The following is a 16256-nucleotide window of genomic DNA, read 5'->3' as shown; positions in this document are numbered from 1 at the left end:
ATTTTTCAACATAATTTGCAAGACTTGCCGGGACAGAGGGGAGCAGCTTGAAACGGAAATATTTTGGTACCGATGGTATCCGCGGCCGTGTTGGTGAGGGAAAAATAACGCCCGAGTTTGTCATGCGTCTGGGCTGGGCTGCGGGGCGCGTCCTCGGTCAGGGGCGCGGTGGTAAGGTTCTGATCGGCAAGGATACCCGGATATCGGGCTATCTGCTGGAGTCGGCGCTGGAGGCCGGCTTGGTGGCTGCCGGGGTGGATATCCATCTGCTGGGCCCCATGCCGACCCCGGGAATCGCCTATCTGACCCGTACTCTGCATGCCCAGGCCGGTATTGTGATCAGCGCTTCGCACAATCCCCACTGCGACAACGGCATCAAGTTCTTTTCCAGTGAAGGTAAAAAGTTACCTGACGAGGTGGAGATCCAGATCGAACAGGAACTGGATAAGCCGATGACCACGGTGGATTCTGAACACCTCGGCAAGGCGTATCGGGTCAATGACGCCGCTGGCCGCTATATTGAATTTTGTAAGAGTACCATTCCCTGGACCATGAGCTTCAAGGGAATGAAGATTGTTGTGGATTGCGCCCATGGCGCGACCTACCACATCGCTCCCCATGTGTTCCGGGAATTGGGTGCGGAGGTGGTAGCCATCGGTGCTGAACCGGATGGGTTGAATATCAACGCTGGTGTCGGTTCCACCCATATCGAGACTCTGCAGAAAGCGGTGCTGGAGCAACAGGCAGATCTGGGTATCGCCCTGGACGGGGATGGAGACCGTCTGATGATGGTGGATGCCGGTGGTTCAGTGCTTGATGGGGATGACATTCTCTACATCATCGCCTGTTCCCGATTGCGTCGGGGCGTCCTGGAAGGGGGCATTGTCGGTACCAAGATGACTAATTTCGGCCTGGAATACGCCCTGAATGAACAGGGTATAGATCTGGTACGCACGGACGTGGGAGATCGCTATATTCTGGAGCGGTTGCAGCTGGAGCGCTGGTCCCTGGGCGGAGAGCCATCGGGGCACATTATCTGTCTGGATCGGACCACCACGGGTGATGGTATCATTTCGGCTCTACAGGTCCTGGCGGAGATCAACAAGAGCGGCAGGACGTTGAAAGAGTTGCGGGATGGTTACAAGAAATTCCCACAGATCACCCGGAATGTGAAGCTGGGTAGTGTCCCGGCTGCAGAGCTGATGGCTGCCGGTTCGGTGTGCGAGGCGGTGGCGGAAGCTGAGCGCGCGCTGGCCGGTTCTGGACGGGTGTTGCTGCGGCCTTCCGGTACAGAGCCCCTGCTTCGGGTAACAGTAGAAGGACCGGACGATCTGCAGGTCGATCAGTTGTCCCAGCAGATTGTGGATGTGTTGACTCAGTTAGTGAGTGAGCCGGTCTAGGTCGATAGCCGAATCCAGCCACCACATCAGGAGTCCCAATCATAGGGAGAACTGATCCCATCTATACCATTTGTTGATTTGATTTGGCCCGGGTCGCTGGATAGACTTTCTCCCCTTACTAGGATTCCCCCGGAAACAATTGATGGCGATCCGCAAGGGATTGCCGGTCAGGAGAGAAAGATGCGTCAACCACTCGTTGCGGGTAACTGGAAAATGAACGGCTCTCTGGAGAGCATCAGCCTGCTGCTCCAGGGCATTAAGGCTGGCATGGGCGATGTGAAGCGTGCAGCTGTTGCTGTCTGTGCTCCAGCCATCTATCTGCCGGCTGTCCAGCAACAGTTACAGGGGAGTGGGATTGGCTGGGGAGGGCAGGACGTCTCAGCCGAAGCCTCCGGTGCCTATACCGGCGAGATCGCCACCTCCATGTTGAAGGATTTTGGTTGCCAATACGTGATTGTCGGTCACTCGGAACGGCGCGCTTATCATGGCGAAACCGATGAGCTGGTGGCACGCAAATACGCCGCTGCCCGGGCAGCCGGCCTGATCCCGATACTCTGTGTTGGCGAAACCCTGGATGAGCGGGAGCAGGGGGTGACTGAATCGGTGGTTGCCCGTCAATTGGATGCAGTGATTCAGCTGGAGGGCGTCGGTGCACTGGCTGATGGGGTGGTGGCCTATGAGCCGGTTTGGGCAATCGGTACCGGCAAGACCGCTACACCGGAACAGGCCCAGGAAGTACATGGTTTTATTCGCCAACGGGTGGCTGAACAGGACGCAACGGTGGCCGAAGGTCTCCGTATCCTGTACGGTGGCAGCATGAAACCGGATAATGCTCAGGAACTGATTGCCAAGCCGGATATTGACGGGGGGCTCATCGGAGGCGCTTCGCTCAATGCGGCAGATTTTCTTGGAATCTGCACGGCCGCCAACTGACCGGTAACAGAAATCGGAGCACTTCTTCCCCTGTTTGGGATGATTGTCCGGATTTTTCATGTGATGCGCCGTAAAAATTTGGTGTTTTGGTGTTGATGTGTCTTCTTTATCGCATCTGCATCATGTACAATGCGCGCTTTGAATTTTCAGCGATACAACGGAAACCTGAATGCAAACAGTTCTGGTCGTAGTCCATCTCTTCCTGGCGTTGGGCGTCATTGGTCTTGTGCTGATGCAGCACGGCAAGGGTGCTGACGCAGGCGCGGCTTTTGGTTCCGGGTCATCGGGTACCGTATTCGGTGCCGCAGGTTCCGCCAACTTTTTAAGCCGGGCGACCGCCTTGCTGGCAACTCTTTTCTTCCTGACCAGCCTGGGAATGGGTTGGTTTGCCATGCAGTCAGTGGAACGCCCCGGACTGATTATCGAAGATACTCAGCCAGCGGTGGAGGTGCCGGTCTCCGATCCGGCGCCTGTGTCTGAAGTCCCGGCTATTCCCGGTCCCGCAGCCGGCGCCGCAGCAGAAGAGATACCCGTGATTCCCTCCACAACAACCGGTGGTGGCGAACAGCCGAAGGGAACTGAATGATATAATTTGTAATCAGGCTCAGGCAGCCTGCATGCCGATGTGGTGAAATTGGTAGACACGCTATCTTGAGGGGGTAGTGGCGCAAGCCGTGCCGGTTCAAATCCGGCCATCGGCACCATACTTAAAAAAACGGCATCGCCCCGTTAAGGAGCGATGCCGTTTTTTGTTAATAAAATCAAACATAAGTGACTGATTATAAAGTTTTTTGTTAGCTGTATAAGCTTGACAGATCAGGCGCGCTGCTCTACCATTGCGCCCCGTTAATCTTACGGCTGGGAACACCAGAAATGGGGGCCTGGCAAGAAGGACGAGAGCAAATGTTAGAGAACTATCTTCCCGTTCTGGTGTTTGTCGGTGTCGGCCTGATCGTCGGGGTCGTCATGGTGGCACTGGGTTTTGTGCTCGGTACAAGACGTCCGGATAGCGAAAAGCTGTCCCCCTACGAATGCGGTTTCGAGGCATTTGAAGATGCCCGTATGAAATTCGACGTTCGGTACTATCTGGTCGCCATCCTGTTCATTATCTTCGATCTCGAGATCGCTTTTCTGTTTCCCTGGGCCATCGTCCTGGATCAGATCGGAATGGTCGGCTTTATCGCCATGACTATTTTTCTGGGCATTCTGGTGGTCGGTTTTATCTATGAGTGGAAGAAAGGGGCGCTGGAATGGGAGTAGAAGGCATACTTGAAAAGGGTGTCATCACCACAAGCGCCGACAAGTTGATCAATTGGGCGCGTACCGGTTCCCTCTGGCCAATGACCTTTGGTCTCGCCTGTTGTGCGGTGGAGATGATGCACGCGGGAGCGGCGCGCTATGATTTGGACCGATTTGGAATTATCTTTCGGCCCAGTCCCCGCCAGTCCGATGTGATGATTGTTGCCGGAACTCTGGTTAACAAAATGGCACCTGCATTGCGTAAGGTGTACGACCAGATGGCCGAACCCCGCTGGGTGATCTCCATGGGCTCCTGTGCCAATGGTGGCGGCTACTACCACTATTCGTATTCCGTGGTGCGCGGCTGTGATCGCGTGGTGCCAGTGGATATCTACGTGCCGGGTTGTCCACCGACGGCAGAGGCTCTGCTGTACGGCATTCTGCAATTACAGGCGAAAATCAAACGCACCAGCACAATCGCGCGTCAGGACTAGGTGAGCCGGATTAATGAACGAGACAGTCAAGACGAAATTCCAGCTTCGCCACGAGGCACTCCAGGAAACTTTGAACGAGCGCTATGCCTCCAAGGGATGTGCGGTCAGCTATGCCCTCGGCGAAGTAACCATGGTTGTACCCAGAGAGCATCTGTTGAGCATCGCTACGGAACTCCGTGATGACGAGGCGTTCCTGTTTGAAGAGTTGATCGATGCCTGCGGAGTCGATTACGCCAGTTACGGGGAGTCTGAATGGATCACCCAGGAGGCATCGGCGTCCGGCTTTTCACGCGGTGTTGATCGTCATAATATCGATGTGTCCACCCGTGGTGATAACGATCGCTTTGCCGTGGTCTATCATCTGCTCTCTGTGGCGCACAATCAACGGTTGAGGGTGCGGGTCTTTGTCGACGCCACGCAACCGATTATCGATTCCGTCGTTGGTATATGGCGTGGTGCAGACTGGTTCGAGCGCGAGGCGTTCGACCTGTACGGCATCATGTTCAGCGGCCATCCGGACCTGCGGCGAATCCTGACCGATTACGGGTTTGTTGGCCACCCGTTCCGCAAGGACTTCCCCCTGGAGGGGACGGTGCAGATGCGCTATGACGCCGAACAGGGCCGGGTGGTGTACGAACCGGTCTCTCTCGACCCCCGTGTGCTGGTGCCGAAGGTGATCCGAGAAGATAACCGTTTTGTGTCCAAAGCACAGCAGGACTCCACAGATGCCTGAAATTCGTAACTACACCCTCAACTTCGGTCCCCAACATCCGGCCGCCCATGGCGTATTGCGTCTGGTTCTCGAGATGGATGGCGAGGTTATAGAGCGCGCCGATCCACACGTTGGTTTGTTGCATCGAGCCACCGAGAAGCTGGCCGAGAGCAAACCCTTCAATCAGGCGATTCCCTACATGGATCGGCTCGACTACGTATCCATGATGTGCAACGAGCACGGTTATGTGATGGCGGTGGAGAAACTGCTGGGTGTGGAGATTCCCGAACGGGCCAAGTACATCCGCACCATGTACGATGAGATTACCCGGATTCTCAACCACCTGATGTGGCTGGGGAGCCATGCGCTCGACGTCGGTGCCATGACCGTGTTCCTGTACGCCTTCCGCGAACGCGAGGATCTGATGGACTGCTACGAAGCAGTGTCCGGGGCGCGGATGCACGCCGCCTATTATCGGGTCGGTGGTGTCTATCGTGACCTGCCGGAGGTGATGCCGCGCTACGCCAATAACCAGTTTCGTAGCGATGCGGAAATCGCGCGTAAAAACGAAAACCGGCAGGGTTCACTGCTGGACTTTATCGAGGATTTTGCCGACCGGTTCCCCAGCATGGTGGATGAGTACGAAACCCTGTTGACCGATAACCGGATCTGGAAACAGCGTACAGTGGGTATCGGCGTGGTGTCGCCGGAACGGGCCAAACAGCTCTCCTTCAGTGGTCCCATGCTGCGTGGTTCCGGAATAGCCTGGGATTTACGTAAAAAGCAGCCCTACGCCGCCTACGACAAGGTGGATTTCGATATTCCTGTGGGCGTGAATGGCGACTGTTATGATCGTTACCTGGTGCGGATTGAAGAGCTGCGCCAGTCGGCTCGAATCATCAAGCAGTGCGTGAAGTGGTTGCGTGAGAATCCGGGGCCGGTGATCGTGGAAGATCACAAGATTTCACCGCCCAGGCGTGATCATATGAAGGGCGACATGGAGAGCCTGATCCACCATTTCAAGCTGTTTACGGAAGGCTACTGTCCGCCGGCCGGAGAGGCCTATGCGGCAATTGAAGCACCCAAGGGAGAGTTTGGTTGTTACGTGGTGTCGGACGGCGGTAACAAGCCGTTCCGCCTGAAGGTCCGTGCCCCCGGTTTTGCCCATCTGGCGGCGATGGACGAGATGGTAAAAGGCCACATGCTGGCCGACGTGGTGGCGGTGATCGGCACCATGGATATCGTATTCGGGGAGATTGATCGCTGATGGGGTTTAAGAATTTACCAATGACCACAGTCAAACCGACGGAGAACAAGGAACAGCTGTTCCCGGCGGAGATTAGGGCGGAGATCGATACCTGGATTGCAAAATATCCGGAAGGTTGGCAGCAGTCGGCGGTTATGGCCGCACTGCGTATCGTTCAGGATGACAATGGTGGATACCTGACTGAAGAGTTGATGGATAAGGTGGCTGCCTATCTGGATATGCCACCTATCGCCGTCTACGAGGTGGCGACCTTCTACTCCATGTATGAACGGGAAAAAGTGGGCAAACACAAAGTGTGTGTCTGTACCAATGTCTCCTGCATGATCAATGGTTCCGACAAGCTGGTGGATCACATGGAGAAGAAGCTCGGTATCAAACTGGGTCAGACCACGGAAGATGGGCGTTTCACCCTTAAAGAGGTGGAGTGTCTGGGCGCCTGCGGTGGTGCACCTATGTTCCAGATTGGCAACAAGTATTACGAGAATCTGACCCCCGAGTTGGTGGATTCGATTCTGGACGGACTGGAGTAACGATCATGGCCAATGAAGTCTGTCTCAGAAATAATGATCTCGAACGCCCCTGGCTGCTGGAGACTTATCAGAGCCGTGGCGGCTACTCTGCACTGACCAAGATCCTGAAAGAGAAAACACCGCCGGAGCAGATAATTGAAGAGGTCAAGGCGTCCGGCTTACGGGGCCGTGGTGGTGCCGGATTTCCAACCGGTCTGAAGTGGAGCTTTATCTCCCGCAACGCACCTGGTCAAAAATATGTGGTGTGTAACTCGGACGAGGGTGAACCCGGTACATTCAAGGACCGGGATATTCTGCGTTATAACCCCCACCAGTTGATCGAAGGGATGATTATTGCCGGGTACGCCATCGGCGCTACGGTCGGTTACAACTACATCCGCGGTGAATTCTGGGAGCCCTACGAACGTTTCGAAGCTGCTCTGGAAGAGGCGCGGGCGGCCGGCTTCCTGGGTGAGAACCTGCTCGGTTCCGGGTTTGATTTCCAACTCCATACGCACCTGGGTGGCGGCGCCTATGTGTGCGGTGAAGAGACGGCGCTGCTGGAGTCCATCGAGGGCAAGAAGGGACAGCCCCGTTACAAACCGCCGTTCCCGGCTCACTTCGGTCTTTATGGCAGACCGACCATTATCAATAACACCGAGTCACTGGCCTCCATTCCGGTCATCATGGAAAAGGGTGGCGAGTGGTTCAAGCAACTGGGCGTGGAAAACAGTGGCGGTTCCAAGCTGTTCTCTATCTCGGGCAATATCAACAATCCGGGGGTGTTTGAAATTCCCCTGGGTACGCCGTTCTCTGAACTGCTGGAGATGGCGGGTGGCATGAAAGATGGCCGCAAAATCAAGGCAGTTATACCCGGTGGCTCCTCCGCTCCCATTATTCCGGGTGAGCAGATGATGGAGTTGACCATGGACTATGATGCCATCGCCAACGCCGGCTCCATGCTCGGTTCCGGTGCCGTGATTGTACTGGATGACACCAACTGCATGGTCAAGGTGCTGGAGCGTATGTCCTACTTCTATTATGAAGAGTCCTGTGGCCAGTGCACACCTTGTCGTGAGGGGACCGGCTGGCTCTACCGCGTAGTGAACCGTATTGAACGTGGTGAGGGGCGTCCTGAAGACCTGGCGCTTCTGGATGATGTTACGCAGAAAATAGCCGGTCGCACCATCTGTGCCCTGGGTGATGCGGCAGCGATGCCGGTACAAGGCATGCTGAAGCACTTCCGGCATGAGTTCGAGTATCACATTGAACACAAGAAATGCATGGTCGATTGAAGTCACGCCTCGCATTGAATGTTATTTACGCTACTGGTTAGAGAACGAAATCAATGTCTGAAGACCAGACGATTACAATTGAGATAGATGGCAAGGCGATAGAGGCCACCCCCGGTCAGATGCTGATCGAGGTGACCGATGCCGCCGGTATCGATATCCCACGTTTCTGTTATCACAAGAAACTCTCCGTTGCCGCAAACTGCCGGATGTGTCTGGTTGAGGTTGAGCGGGCGCCCAAGCCGCTGCCGGCCTGTGCGACGCCGGTGAATGATGGCATGAAGGTGTTTACCCGCTCCCCGATGGCGCTGGCTGCGCAGAAGGGGACCATGGAGTTTCTGCTGATCAATCATCCGCTGGACTGCCCTATTTGCGACCAGGGTGGCGAGTGTGAGTTGCAGGATATCTCCATGGGGTACGGCGGTGATGTCTCCCGGTTCGTGGAAGGCAAGCGGATCGTCAAGGACAAGGATATCGGTCCTCTGATCGTGACCGATCTGACCCGTTGTATTCACTGCACCCGTTGTGTACGTTTTGGCGCCGAGATCGCCGGTATCCGCGAATTGGGTGCCACTGGTCGCGGTGAGCACATGACCATCGGTACCTACGTTGAGCGCAGTGTTGATTCGGAGCTTTCAGGTAACATTATCGACGTCTGCCCGGTGGGTTCGCTGACCTCCAAACCTTCGCAGTTCAAGGCGCGCGCCTGGGAGTTGATCCAGCGCGATTCTGTTGCTCCGCATGATTCCGTTGGCTCCAATATACATGTCCACGTTCGGCGAAATGAACTGATCCGGGTTGTTCCCAAAGAGAACGAGCCGGTCAATGAGTGCTGGATCTCCGATCGGGACCGCTTCAGTTACGAAGGCGTCTACAGTGAGCAACGCCTCACCTCTCCGATGCTCAAGAAAGACGGTGAGTGGACCGCGGTAAGTTGGGATGTGGCTCTGGAGGAGACGGCCAAAGGCCTCAAGGCCGCTGGCGCCGATCTGGGCGCACTGCTTTCACCCGGCTCGACGCTGGAAGAACTATTCCTGGCGCAGAAACTGGTCAGGGCGCTTGGTAGTGAAGCGATCGACAGCCGTTTGCGGCAGGGTGATTTCCGCGATGCGGCACCCCGGGTACCCTGGCTGGGGCAGCCGATCGCGGCGCTGGAAACAGTCGATGCGGCATTGCTGGTGGGCAGTAACATCCGCAAAGAGCAGCCCCTGCTGGGACATCGTCTGCGCAAGGCGGCTCTGGAAGGTGCCAAAATCAGTTTCATCAACCCGCTGGAGTTGGACCTCAACTACAAGGCCGACCAGCTGGTGAGTTCGCCGCGCGGCATGATCGACGAACTGGCGGCGGTTGCCAAGGCGGCTGGTGCCAGTGGTGCGCTGATAGACCAGGCGGTGGTTTCTGAACAGCATCAGGCGATCGCTGCGAGCCTGAAATCCGCGTCCAACGGAACCCTGTTGCTGGGCAATCTGGCCACAGCCCACGACGACTTCGCGCTGCTGCGGACCCTGGCGACCGCCATCGCAGAGGCGTGTGACCTGACCCTGGGCTACCTGCCGGAATCGGCCAACAGTGTGGGAGCCCATATGGTTGGTGCGGTCGGGACGGCGGACAGTAACGCCCGGACGATGCTCGAACAACCCCGTAAGGCGTATCTGTTGATGGGGATACAGCCTGGACTGGATCTGTGGAACCCGACCGCTGCCAGCAGCGCTTTTGCGCAGGCTGATTTCGTGGTTGCCCTGACCGCTTATCGAAGCGCGGATCTGGAGTCGGCGGCCAACGTGCTGCTGCCAACAGCGCTGTTTGCCGAAACTTCCGGCAGCTTTGTTAACGCAGCTGGCACCCTGCAGTCATTTGCGGGAGCCATCACTCCCGCCGGCGCAATCCGCCCGGCCTGGAAAGTGCTGCGAGTCCTGGGCAATCTGCTGGATGTGTCGGGTTTCGATTATATTAGCTCCGACGAAGTACTGGCGGAGATTAAGACGGTGCTTGCCGAGGTTACCCCGGACAACGCCGTGACGACCGGTGGTATTTCGGCGGCACATCCCGGTACCGGCGGCCTGCAACGCATCGGTGATGTGCCGATCTATGCAGTGGATCCGTTGGTGCGCCATGCGCCATCCCTGCAGAAGACCCATGATGGGATTCCGGCAGGTATCTACATCAACAGTGAAGAGGCGGAGCGGCAGGGGCTATCCGAGGGCGAGACGGCTGTCGCTGTACAGGATGGTAACCGCGCCCAGCTGCCAGTCTTTATTGATCCCAACGTACCAAACGGTTGTGTCCGGATACCCGCTGCGCTGGCCGGTACCGAGACACTGGGTGCCCAGTTTGGTGAAGTGACCCTGGAGAAGGTTTAAGCGATGGATTCATTGATAACTCTCTGGGAATGGCTCGGTCAAAACCTGATCGTGGTTCAGATCCTGATTAAAATCGTGGTAATCATCGCGCCGCTGATGCTCTGCGTGGCCTACTTTACCTATGCTGAGCGTAAGCTCATCGGTTATATGCAGGTCCGTATCGGACCCAATCGGGTAGGCCCCAAGGGCTGGCTGCAGCCGATTGCCGACGCCGTCAAACTGATGTTCAAGGAGATCGTGATCCCGACCAAGGCCAACAAGGTCCTGTTTTTGATCGCACCCTTGTTGACGTTGGGGCCGGCACTGGCGGCCTGGGCAGTGTTTCCCTTTACCGATACTCTGGTGCTGGCGGATCTGAATGCCGGATTGCTTTATATCCTGGCACTGACCTCGATCGGTGTTTACGGCGTGATCATTGCCGGCTGGGCGTCCAATTCCAAGTACGCCTTCCTGGGTTCAATGCGTTCCGCCGCACAGATCGTCGCCTACGAGATCGCCATGGGGTTTGCCCTGGTGGGTGTGCTGGTTGCCGCCGGTAGTCTCAACCTGGGCGAAATTGTGCGGGCTCAGCAGAGCGAAGCGGGTATTCTGGGCTGGTTCTGGTTGCCGCTGTTTCCCCTGTTTCTGATCTATTTCATCTCCGGTGTTGCGGAGACCAACCGTGCACCGTTTGACGTGGCCGAGGGTGAGTCCGAGATCGTAGCGGGCTTCCACGTGGAGTACTCAGGCATGCCGTTCGCCGTATTCTTCCTCGGTGAATATGCCAATATGATTCTGATATCGGCCCTGACCACGCTGCTGTTCCTGGGCGGCTGGTTGTCGCCGCTGCCAGCCAGTTGGGTAGACGGTGTATTCCTGCTTGGTGATGGTATCCACTGGCTGTTCCTGAAAGCCCTGTTTGTCGGCTTCTTCTTCCTCTGGTTCCGTGCCACGTTCCCGCGTTATCGCTATGATCAGATCATGCGTTTGGGCTGGAAGGTGTTCATACCCATCACCATCGTCTGGATCCTGGTTGTCGGGTTAATGGTTGTTTACCAGTTCGCTTGGTTTAGCTGAGGTTGGATGAACGATGAAAATGCTACGCGATTACATCAAAAGTCTGGCCATGCTGGAACTCCTCAAGGGTTTGGGGGTGACCGGGCGATATCTATTCAGAAAAAAATTCACGGTTCAATACCCTGAAGAGAAGGCCCCGATCTCTCCGCGCTTCCGGGGGTTACACGCCCTGCGGCGGTATGAGAACGGAGAGGAGCGCTGTATTGCCTGCAAGCTGTGTGAGGCGACTTGTCCGGCAGTGGCCATCACCATCGAAGTGTCACCACCACAACCGGATGGGTCACGACGGACATCCCGTTATGATATCGATCTGTTCAAGTGCATCTTCTGCGGCTACTGCCAGGAAGCATGCCCGGTGGATGCAATTGTGGAAACACCGATCTACGAGTACCACTTTGAAAATCGCCAGGATGCGGTCATGACCAAGGAAAAGCTGCTGGCTGTTGGTGATAAACATGAATCCGCCCTGGCCGACTGCATTCGTGCAGACGGTAAGTACCGGTAATAGTGGTTTTTAAAAACTGAAATTGGAATAACCCATGACATTCGAGAAGTTTGTCTTTTATCTGTTTGCAGCCACCCTTGTGTTTGCTGCCACCATGGTTGTTACCCGGCGCAATCCTGTGCATTCGGCACTGTTCCTGGTGCTGGCGTTTTTTTCCAGCGCCGGTATCTGGCTGCTGGCTGAAGCGGAATTCCTGGCGATCGTCCTGATTCTTGTCTATGTCGGTGCCGTCATGGTGTTGTTCCTGTTCGTGGTGATGATGCTGGATATTGATGTCGCCACATTGCGAGCTGGTTTCATTCGCCATATGCCGGTCGGTCTGCTGGTGGCTGTGGTGATGGCGGTGGAGATATTCCTGGTGGTGGGGCCGGGCAACTTCGGCCTGGACAAAATGCCCGCTCCAGCCGCCCATGCAGCCAGTTACAACAATACCGAAGAGTTGGGTAGTGTGCTCTACACCGTCTATATGTATCCGTTCGAAATAGCGGCAGTCATACTGCTGGTGGGCATTATTGCCGCCATCGGGCTGACCATGCGCCGGCGCCCGGATACCAAGTATCAGAACCCCTCATTACAGGTTCGTGTGAAGAAGGAAGATCGCGTGCGGGTATTGAAAATGGATGCAGAGGATTGATGGGAGCCGACATGATTGCACTTTCCGACTATCTCATACTCGGCGCCATACTGTTTTCACTCAGTGTGACGGGTATTTTCCTGAACAGGAAGAATGTCATCATCCTGTTGATGTGTGTGGAGCTGATGTTGTTGGCTGTGAATATCAACTTTATAGCTTTCTCCCATTTTCTTGGTGACACCGCCGGTCAGGTGTTTGTCTTTTTCATCCTGACTGTGGCCGCCGCTGAAGCGGCTATTGGCCTGGCGATTCTCGTGGTGCTGTTCCGTAATCGGCACTCCATTAACGTTGAAGATCTGGATACTCTCAAGGGTTAAGCATGGACAAGATCTACCTCCTTATCGTGCTGGCGCCCCTGATTGGCGCAATCATCGCCGGCTTAATGGGCTCGCGTATCGGTCGTGCCGGCGCGCACTGGATAACCAGTGGCGGTGTCGGGCTGTCCATGTTGTTGTCTGTTTATGTATTGCTCCAGTTTATTAACGGTACCACCGGGGTTTATAACGAAAGCCTCTACACCTGGATGGTCAGCGAAGGTATTCGCATGGAGATCGGTTTCCTGGTGGATCAGCTGACTGCCATGATGATGGTGGTGGTTACCTTCGTCTCCTTCTGTGTACATATCTACACCATTGGCTACATGGCCCATGATGAAGAGAACTGGCCCAATGAGAGCCTGGCCGGTATCAACAGCTACCAGCGCTTCTTCAGTTACATTTCCCTGTTTACCTTCTCCATGCTCATGCTGGTGATGTCGAATAATTTCCTGCAGCTGTTCTTCGGCTGGGAAGCAGTGGGCCTGGTCTCCTATCTGTTGATCGGTTTCTGGTCGGTGCGGGAGACCGCGGTATTCGCCAATCTTAAGGCGTTCCTGGTCAACCGGGTCGGTGATTTCGGTTTCCTGCTGGGTATTGCAGCGATAGCCATGTACACCAACAGCCTGGATTACACCGAGGTGTTCAAGGCCGCTCCGCAGCTGGCGGATACCCAGATCAGCCTGTTTGGTGATACCGCCTGGTCGTTGATGACGGTGATCTGTATCTGCCTGTTTATCGGTGCCATGGGTAAATCGGCCCAGGTGCCGCTGCACGTCTGGTTGCCGGATTCAATGGAAGGTCCGACGCCGATCTCCGCATTGATCCACGCCGCCACCATGGTAACCGCCGGTATCTTCATGGTTGCGCGTATGTCGCCTCTGTATGAACTGTCCGAGACGGCGTTGACCTTTGTGCTGGTTATTGGTGCCACCACCGCACTGTTTACCGGTTTGATCGGTGTGGTGCAGAACGACATTAAACGGGTGGTGGCTTACTCCACCCTGTCCCAGCTCGGCTACATGATGGTGGCGCTGGGTGTTTCAGCCTACGCGGCGGGGGTTTTCCATCTGATGACCCACGCCTTCTTCAAGGCGCTGCTGTTCCTGGCCGCTGGTTCGGTCATCATCGGCATGCACCATGATCAGGATATCCGTAACATGGGCGGTGTCCGCAAATACATGAAGATCACCTGGATCACGGCACTGATCGGTTCGCTGGCGCTGATCGGTCTGCCGGGGTCGTCCGGGTTCTTCTCCAAGGATGCCATTATCGAAGCGGTACATCACTCCACTATCGCCGGTTCTGGCTATGCCTACTTCGCCGTAGTGGCTGGTGTGTTCATTACCGCGCTCTACAGCTTCCGTATGTACTTCCTGGTATTCCACGGCAACGGTCCGCGGGATGAGCATGCCAGGGAACACCTGCGGGAGTCGCCTAAAGTGGTCACCATTCCACTCATACTGCTGGCCATCCCATCGCTGTTTATCGGTATGTTTACCGTCAGGGAGATGGTGTTTGGTGACTGGTTCAAGGATGTGATCTTTGTATTGCCAGAGCACAACACGCTGGGGCAGATCGAGTTCCATGGTACCTGGGCCTTCTTCACTCATGGCATCTTTGGCCTGCCCACCCTGCTGGCGGCTTCAGGTGTAGCCGTGGCATTCGTCTTCTACATGGTGAAGCCGTCCCTGGCCAGCGCCTGGAAGAAGCGCTTCGAGAGTGTGGGTATTTACCAGATACTGGACAAGAAATATGGCTTTGACGAGGCTTATCAGGCGATATTCGCCGGGGGCAGTCGGGGTCTCGGGAAGCTGTTCTGGAACCTGGGTGACCGTCGTTTGATTGATGGGCTGATTGTTAACGGGTCCGCCCGCTCCGTTGGCCTGTTCGCTGGTTGGGTGCGTAACATCCAGACCGGTTATCTCTTCCATTACGCAATTGCCATGATTCTGGGTCTGCTGGTTCTGCTGACCTGGTTCGTGATCGCTTAAAAAAAGGTAGGACGCATCGCATGTTAGCAGACTGGCCCATCCTCAGTTTGACCATCTGGTTACCCATCGTTGGTGGCTTACTGGTTCTCGCAAGTGGAGACAAGGCAGCCAACGCCACGCGCTGGACGGCCCTGACCATTGCGATCCTCACATTCCTTGTGAGTCTGCCGCTCTACTCGTCTTTTGACCCGTCTACAGCAAGTATGCAGTTTGTTGAGCGCGCGAGCTGGATTGAACTGTTCAATATCGAGTACTACCTTGGGGTGGACGGTATCTCCATGCCGTTGATCATCCTTACGACCTTTATCACAATTCTGGTGATAATCGCCGGTTGGGAGGTGATTCAGTACAAACCCTCCCACTACATGGCGGCGTTCCTGATCATGGAAGGTGTCATGATCGGTGTCTTCTCGGCCCTGGATGCCATGCTGTTCTACGTATTCTGGGAAGCGATGTTGATACCGATGTTCCTGATTATTGGTGTCTGGGGTGGGCCAAACCGGGTTTATGCCACCATCAAGTTCTTCATCTACACCTTCTTTGGATCGGTCTTCATGTTGGTCGCCCTGATCTACATGTATTTCCAGGCGGGCAGTTTCGATATCCTCGCATTCCACGATCTGAAAATGGATCTGAATGTGCAGATTCTGATCTTTATTGCCTTCCTGATGGCGTTTGCCGTTAAAGTGCCGATGTGGCCGGTGCATACCTGGTTGCCGGATGCGCACGTGGAGGCACCGACTGGCGGTTCGGTTATTCTGGCAGCAATCATGCTGAAGATCGGTGGCTACGGCTTCCTGCGTTTCAGTCTGCCGATTACACCGGACGCGAGTCAGCACTTGGATTGGCTGATCATTACTATCTCCCTGATCGCTATCGTCTACATCAGTTTCGTTGCACTGGTGCAGCAGGATATGAAGAAGCTGATCGCCTATTCATCCATCGCTCACATGGGTTTTGTGACCCTGGGCTTCTTCATCGTGTTCATGATTGCCCAGAACGGCAACGCCAATGGTGGTGCCTTGTTGGGTATGGAAGGCGGCATGGTACAGATGGTGTCGCACGGTTTTGTATCGGCTGCGATGTTCCTCTGTGTCGGCGTGTTGTATGACCGTCTGCACAGTCGCCAGATAGCCGATTACGGTGGCGTGGTCCACAGCATGCCCATCTTTGCCGGTTTCATGGTGTTCTTCGCCATGTCGAATGCCGGACTTCCCGGCACCTCGGGGTTCGTGGGTGAATTTATGGTTATCCTGGCCAGCTTCCGTGCCGACTTCTGGTTCGCTTTCCTGGCCGCGACCACCTTGATTACCGGTGCCGCCTACACCCTGTGGATGATTAAACGGGTGGTGTTTGGTCCTGTGGTCAGTGACAAGGTCGCTGCACTGAAGGATATCAGTGGGCGCGAGTTTCTGGTGCTCGGCTCACTGGCAATCGCCGTGTTGGCTCTCGGTCTCTGGCCTGCGCCTCTGGTCGAGGTGATGGATGCATCCGTCGCCAACCTTCTGAAACATATTGCGGTAACAAAAATACCCTAACCGGCCCCA

16 protein-coding genes and 1 tRNA gene are annotated in these 16256 nt (G+C 55.6%); all 17 read left to right on the top strand.

Annotated features, from left to right (window positions below; translation table 11 throughout):
• Positions 1 to 47: 47 nt before the first annotated feature.
• The 17 genes from glmM (at position 48) to AAY24_RS08215 (ending at position 16247) form a co-directional block, all read left to right on the top strand.
• A complete protein-coding gene (gene glmM / locus AAY24_RS08295) occupies positions 48 to 1400 on the top strand; it encodes a phosphoglucosamine mutase (RefSeq protein WP_046859283.1) in 1353 nt (450 codons plus the stop codon).
• A 180-nt stretch (positions 1401 to 1580) separates the two neighbouring features.
• Complete coding sequence (gene tpiA / locus AAY24_RS08290; protein ID WP_046859282.1) at positions 1581 to 2333, top strand: triose-phosphate isomerase; 753 nt, start codon at positions 1581 to 1583, stop codon at positions 2331 to 2333.
• A gap of 169 nt (positions 2334 to 2502) precedes the next feature.
• Entirely contained in the window at positions 2503 to 2919 is a 417-nt protein-coding gene (gene secG / locus AAY24_RS08285; protein WP_046859281.1) for a preprotein translocase subunit SecG, read from the top strand.
• A 33-nt stretch (positions 2920 to 2952) separates the two neighbouring features.
• Positions 2953 to 3037, top strand: a tRNA-Leu gene (locus AAY24_RS08280).
• A gap of 199 nt (positions 3038 to 3236) precedes the next feature.
• Entirely contained in the window at positions 3237 to 3593 is a 357-nt protein-coding gene (locus AAY24_RS08275; RefSeq protein ID WP_046859280.1) for an NADH-quinone oxidoreductase subunit A, read from the top strand.
• Positions 3584 to 4066: a NuoB/complex I 20 kDa subunit family protein gene (locus tag AAY24_RS08270; protein ID WP_046859279.1), complete on the top strand. Its 483-nt coding sequence runs from the start codon at positions 3584 to 3586 to the stop codon at positions 4064 to 4066. Before AAY24_RS08275 ends, AAY24_RS08270 begins: the two co-directional genes overlap by 10 nt.
• A 13-nt stretch (positions 4067 to 4079) precedes the next feature.
• Complete coding sequence (locus AAY24_RS08265) at positions 4080 to 4799, top strand: NADH-quinone oxidoreductase subunit C (protein ID WP_046859278.1); 720 nt, start codon at positions 4080 to 4082, stop codon at positions 4797 to 4799.
• Positions 4792 to 6045, top strand: coding sequence for an NADH-quinone oxidoreductase subunit D (locus AAY24_RS08260; protein ID WP_046859277.1), 1254 nt, complete (start codon positions 4792 to 4794; stop codon positions 6043 to 6045). The genes AAY24_RS08265 and AAY24_RS08260 overlap by 8 nt, the downstream gene beginning before the upstream one ends.
• Positions 6045 to 6575, top strand: coding sequence for an NADH-quinone oxidoreductase subunit NuoE (nuoE, locus tag AAY24_RS08255; RefSeq protein WP_063370457.1), 531 nt, complete (start codon positions 6045 to 6047; stop codon positions 6573 to 6575). Before AAY24_RS08260 ends, nuoE begins: the two co-directional genes overlap by 1 nt.
• A 5-nt stretch (positions 6576 to 6580) precedes the next feature.
• Positions 6581 to 7849, top strand: a complete 1269-nt coding sequence (gene nuoF, locus AAY24_RS08250; RefSeq protein ID WP_046859275.1) for an NADH-quinone oxidoreductase subunit NuoF — start codon at positions 6581 to 6583, stop codon at positions 7847 to 7849.
• 53 nt (positions 7850 to 7902) lie between these two features.
• Entirely contained in the window at positions 7903 to 10206 is a 2304-nt protein-coding gene (nuoG, locus tag AAY24_RS08245) for an NADH-quinone oxidoreductase subunit NuoG (RefSeq protein ID WP_046859274.1), read from the top strand.
• A gap of 3 nt (positions 10207 to 10209) precedes the next feature.
• Positions 10210 to 11262, top strand: a complete 1053-nt coding sequence (nuoH, locus tag AAY24_RS08240) for an NADH-quinone oxidoreductase subunit NuoH (RefSeq protein ID WP_199930533.1) — start codon at positions 10210 to 10212, stop codon at positions 11260 to 11262.
• A gap of 13 nt (positions 11263 to 11275) precedes the next feature.
• Entirely contained in the window at positions 11276 to 11767 is a 492-nt protein-coding gene (gene nuoI, locus AAY24_RS08235) for an NADH-quinone oxidoreductase subunit NuoI (RefSeq protein ID WP_046859273.1), read from the top strand.
• A 34-nt stretch (positions 11768 to 11801) separates the two neighbouring features.
• Positions 11802 to 12401: an NADH-quinone oxidoreductase subunit J gene (locus AAY24_RS08230; RefSeq protein WP_046859272.1), complete on the top strand. Its 600-nt coding sequence runs from the start codon at positions 11802 to 11804 to the stop codon at positions 12399 to 12401.
• An 11-nt stretch (positions 12402 to 12412) separates the two neighbouring features.
• Positions 12413 to 12718: an NADH-quinone oxidoreductase subunit NuoK gene (gene nuoK, locus AAY24_RS08225; RefSeq protein WP_046861137.1), complete on the top strand. Its 306-nt coding sequence runs from the start codon at positions 12413 to 12415 to the stop codon at positions 12716 to 12718.
• A gap of 2 nt (positions 12719 to 12720) precedes the next feature.
• The gene (gene nuoL / locus AAY24_RS08220) at positions 12721 to 14709 is read left to right on the top strand and encodes an NADH-quinone oxidoreductase subunit L (RefSeq protein WP_046859271.1); all 1989 of its coding nucleotides are present in this window, start codon (positions 12721 to 12723) and stop codon (positions 14707 to 14709) included.
• A 20-nt stretch (positions 14710 to 14729) separates the two neighbouring features.
• Positions 14730 to 16247 (top strand): NADH-quinone oxidoreductase subunit M, encoded by a 1518-nt coding sequence (locus tag AAY24_RS08215; protein WP_046859270.1) that lies wholly within the window; start codon positions 14730 to 14732, stop codon positions 16245 to 16247.
• The last annotated feature ends 9 nt before the right edge of the window (positions 16248 to 16256 follow it).

The sequence above is a fragment of the Sedimenticola thiotaurini genome (genome assembly GCF_001007875.1).
GTDB lineage: Bacteria > Pseudomonadota > Gammaproteobacteria > Chromatiales > Chromatiaceae > Sedimenticola > Sedimenticola thiotaurini.
Note: the sequence above shows the minus strand (reverse complement) of the source record. Positions and strands in the feature narration are given on the sequence as shown.

Excerpts from the sequence above, each read along its gene's own strand:
- tpiA (WP_046859282.1), top strand. The coding sequence starts at position 1,581 with ATGCGTCAACCACTCGTTGCGGGTAACTGGAAAATGAACGGCTCTCTG.
- secG (WP_046859281.1), top strand. The coding sequence starts at position 2,503 with ATGCAAACAGTTCTGGTCGTAGTCCATCTCTTCCTGGCGTTGGGCGTC.
- AAY24_RS08275 (WP_046859280.1), top strand. The coding sequence starts at position 3,237 with ATGTTAGAGAACTATCTTCCCGTTCTGGTGTTTGTCGGTGTCGGCCTG.
- AAY24_RS08270 (WP_046859279.1), top strand. The coding sequence starts at position 3,584 with ATGGGAGTAGAAGGCATACTTGAAAAGGGTGTCATCACCACAAGCGCC.
- AAY24_RS08265 (WP_046859278.1), top strand. The coding sequence starts at position 4,080 with ATGAACGAGACAGTCAAGACGAAATTCCAGCTTCGCCACGAGGCACTC.
- AAY24_RS08260 (WP_046859277.1), top strand. The coding sequence starts at position 4,792 with ATGCCTGAAATTCGTAACTACACCCTCAACTTCGGTCCCCAACATCCG.
- nuoE (WP_063370457.1), top strand. The coding sequence starts at position 6,045 with ATGGGGTTTAAGAATTTACCAATGACCACAGTCAAACCGACGGAGAAC.
- nuoF (WP_046859275.1), top strand. The coding sequence starts at position 6,581 with ATGGCCAATGAAGTCTGTCTCAGAAATAATGATCTCGAACGCCCCTGG.
- nuoG (WP_046859274.1), top strand. The coding sequence starts at position 7,903 with ATGTCTGAAGACCAGACGATTACAATTGAGATAGATGGCAAGGCGATA.
- nuoH (WP_199930533.1), top strand. The coding sequence starts at position 10,210 with ATGGATTCATTGATAACTCTCTGGGAATGGCTCGGTCAAAACCTGATC.
- nuoI (WP_046859273.1), top strand. The coding sequence starts at position 11,276 with ATGAAAATGCTACGCGATTACATCAAAAGTCTGGCCATGCTGGAACTC.
- AAY24_RS08230 (WP_046859272.1), top strand. The coding sequence starts at position 11,802 with ATGACATTCGAGAAGTTTGTCTTTTATCTGTTTGCAGCCACCCTTGTG.
- nuoK (WP_046861137.1), top strand. The coding sequence starts at position 12,413 with ATGATTGCACTTTCCGACTATCTCATACTCGGCGCCATACTGTTTTCA.
- nuoL (WP_046859271.1), top strand. The coding sequence starts at position 12,721 with ATGGACAAGATCTACCTCCTTATCGTGCTGGCGCCCCTGATTGGCGCA.
- AAY24_RS08215 (WP_046859270.1), top strand. The coding sequence starts at position 14,730 with ATGTTAGCAGACTGGCCCATCCTCAGTTTGACCATCTGGTTACCCATC.